The 2,480-nt window shown below is 67.4% G+C and carries 2 protein-coding genes and 1 pseudogene; 2 read left to right on the top strand and 1 reads right to left on the bottom strand.

Going from position 1 to position 2,480, the window contains the following annotated elements; translation table 11 throughout:
• Together B1964_RS18850 and lysS are read left to right on the top strand one after the other, a co-directional pair.
• Window positions 1-257 (top strand): annotated as a pseudogene (locus B1964_RS18850) (rhodanese-like domain-containing protein); the annotation flags it as partial.
• Window positions 258-357: 100 nt separating this feature from the next.
• Entirely contained in the window at window positions 358-1,893 is a 1,536-nt protein-coding gene (gene lysS, locus B1964_RS18845; protein ID WP_079930840.1) for a lysine--tRNA ligase, read from the top strand.
• Between the two features lie 25 nt (window positions 1,894-1,918).
• On the opposite strand, the gene B1964_RS18840 is transcribed toward lysS, so the two are convergent.
• Window positions 1,919-2,480: AAA family ATPase (locus B1964_RS18840; RefSeq protein WP_139765795.1), on the bottom strand; the 562-nt coding region annotated here is incomplete at its 5' end.

The raw sequence follows: 2,480 nt of genomic DNA, 5'->3' as shown, positions 1-2,480 counted from the left end.
CACTCGCACTCGACGCCGCCGAGGCACTCGATCTGCTCACCCCCGGATCGCCGACGGCACTGCGCTCGGCCACCCACGACGCCCGCTGGATTCTCGTCTCCGACGACGGCCACGAAGCCGAATGGCTGAGCTGGCATCTGCAGGCGCGTGGGGTGAGCGGGGCGGTGTTCGTGGTCGGCGGTCACCGCGGCCTGCGCCGCGCCGGTATCAACGGCCGGATCAGCCAGGCCGAGCTCGACATCTTCTCGGTGCACTGACAGCGGGGCACCTGACAGCGGGGGCGCTGATGGCGGGCGCACCGAACGGACAGCTCGCCGAACTTGGTGGACGCCACCACCACCGAATACGCTCACGGACGTGAGTGACGCGCCCGACGAGACGATTGCCGACGAGCAGACCCCCGAACAACTCCTCATCCGGAGGGAGAAGCGGGAACGGATTCTCGACGAGGGCCGTGAGGCCTACCCGGTGGCGATCCCGCGCACGCATGCACTTTCGGAGATCCGTGCACAATTCCCCGACCTGGAGGCCGGCACCGAGACCGGTGAGATGGTCGGCGTCGCCGGCCGCGTCATCTTCCTGCGCAACAAGGGCAAGCTCTGCTTCGCCACGCTGCAGGAAGGCGACGGCACCCAGCTGCAGGCGATGATCTCCTTCAACGGCGTCGGCGAGGAGTCGCTTGCGCGCTGGAAGGCCGAGGTCGACCTCGGCGACATCGTCTTCGTCCACGGCCAGGTGATCAGCTCTCGCACCGGAGAGTTGTCGGTGATGGCCGACGCCTGGGAGATGGCCTCGAAGTCGTTGCGTCCCTTGCCCGTCGCGCACAAGGAGATGAACGAAGAGACCCGGGTGCGGCAGCGCTACGTGGATCTCATCATGCGGCCGGAAGCGCGCTCGATCGCCCGCACCAGGATCTCGGTGATGGCCGAACTGCGTGCAGCGCTGGGTAAGCGGGGATTTCTCGAGGTCGAGACGCCGATGCTGCAAACCCTGCACGGCGGCGCCGCGGCGCGGCCGTTCGTCACCCATTCCAACGCCTTCGACATCGATCTCTACCTGCGGATCGCGCCGGAACTGTTCCTCAAGCGTTGCATCGTCGGCGGTATCGAGCGCGTCTTCGAGATCAACCGCAACTTCCGCAACGAGGGCGCCGACTCCACGCATTCGCCGGAGTTCGCGATGCTCGAGACCTATCAGGCCTACGGCACCTATGACGATGCCGCGGTCATGACTCGTGAACTCGTCCAAGAGGTTTCGCAAGGTGCCCTGGGAACACTGACCCCGACGATGCCCGACGGCGAGGTCTACGACCTCTCCGGCGAGTGGACGTCGTTGCAGATGTATCCCTCACTGTCGGAGGCGCTCGGGCAAGAGATCGTGCCCGACGGTGGCGCCGATCATCCCGGTACCACCGTCGACGAGTTGCTGGACATCGCGGCGAAGGTCGGTCTGGAGATCCCGAAGGGCAAGGGCTACGGGCACGGCAAGCTCGTCGAGGAGTTGTGGGAGCACATGGTCGGCGAGAAGCTCTCGCAGCCGGTGTTCGTCCGCGACTTCCCGGTCGAGACCTCGCCACTGGTCCGCGCGCATCGCAGCGTGCCCGGCGTCGTCGAGAAGTGGGACCTCTACGTCCGTGGATTCGAGCTGGCCACCGGATACTCCGAGCTCATCGACCCGGTCATCCAGCGTGCGCGCTTCGTCGACCAGGCCCGTCTGGCCGCCGCCGGCGACGACGAGGCCATGCGCCTCGACGAGGAGTTCCTCACCGCCATGGAGTACGGCATGCCGCCGACCGCCGGCACCGGTATGGGCATCGACCGGCTGCTGATGGCGCTGACCGGCCTCGGTATCCGCGAGACGATCCTGTTCCCGCTGGTCAAGCCGATCAGCTGAGAAGTAGGGGAAGAACGTTCTTCCCCTACTCTGTCGTTCGTCCCCGGGAGATTTCCTGCGGACGAACGGAATTCCTCAGGAAGAACGACGGGTCGGCGTGCGCGTCGACGTGGGTCCACTCGTCCGGCAGTTCGAGTGTCGCGGTCTGCCGTCTCGCCACCGACTCGTCGGCGTCGGATGCATCGGGCCCCCGATGCGTGACGCGGGAGATGCGTTCGGCCTCATCGAGTTCCAGCCACCATCCGGTGAAGTCGACGCCGGTCTCGGTGGCCACCGCGGCGATCGCCTGTTGCTGTGTGGCACTGCCGAAGACGGCGTCGGCGACGACACTCATGCCGCCTGCGAGATCCGTTGTGGCCAGCCGGTTCAGCTCGTCGTAGACCGCCGACCGGGCCTGCGGTGTGTAGGCCGAGCGCGGGAGCTTCTCGGTCTCGCCGACACCGGCGAGCCGCTTGCGCAGGACGTCGGTGCGCAGGATCCGTGCACCCGGCGCGGGCTCGAGGTCCCCACCGATCGCGCGGGCGACGGTGGTCTTCCCGGTGCCCGACCCGCCGCCGATCGCCATCAGCCGCGGCGCGACCGGCTCC

This window comes from Gordonia sp. i37, from assembly GCF_002043085.1.
Classification (GTDB): Bacteria; Actinomycetota; Actinomycetes; order Mycobacteriales; family Mycobacteriaceae; genus Gordonia; species Gordonia polyisoprenivorans.
The sequence above is the reverse complement of the archived record's forward strand: the minus strand, read 5'-3'. Positions and strand labels throughout refer to the sequence as shown.